Consider the following 600-nt stretch of genomic DNA (forward strand, 5'->3'; position numbering starts at 1 on the left):
TGTGCGTGTTACTCTTGAGAACCTGAATACGGACGGCTTTAAGTCCGTACTTTTGGCCTGAGAGAAGCTAACGGGAGTGACAAAACGGTGAGAGTGGTACAACTGCTAACCTATAAACTTTGGGGGGATTCCTTTTTAAGGGATCTACCTAAAGGCAAACGAATTATTGTCGATAATACAAATAGAACGAACCATCGATTTGGATAATTATTAAAGGATAATTTCGGTGAGTAAATATTTTAAAATAGGAATTTTTGGCATTTGGGGAGTGTTTTTATTCCTTGCGTCAATGGATAAATTTGGTGATCTTTTCTCAGTCGGTACTGGCTTCTGGTCGGTAGTCATGCTTTCCCTCGCTGGATTGTGCCTGCTACTGGCAAGTACTGCCGCGATAGGTTGGGCTGTTTTGGGTTTAGGTACTCTCCGGGCTGAGTACTTACCCTATAAACTCGTTAACAATTATACAGTGGCAGTACTGATCATTGTACTGGCTTTCGTGGCAAGTGTTGCCCGATCCTCAAGTGATGAATCCAGAGCACAAAAACTTGGATTTAAAGACGGCAAAGAGTTTTCTATTGCTCGTGAAAATAACATTACAAA

1 pseudogene is annotated in these 600 nt (G+C 41.5%); it reads left to right on the top strand.

Annotated elements, in window-relative coordinates:
- Nucleotides 1-226: 226 nt before the first annotated feature.
- A pseudogene (locus JTI85_RS14500) lies at nucleotides 227-600 on the top strand (hypothetical protein); the annotation flags it as partial.

The sequence above is a fragment of the Citrobacter sp. Colony219 genome (assembly GCF_019382635.1).
In the GTDB taxonomy this organism is placed as follows: Bacteria; Pseudomonadota; Gammaproteobacteria; order Enterobacterales; family Enterobacteriaceae; genus Citrobacter; species Citrobacter youngae.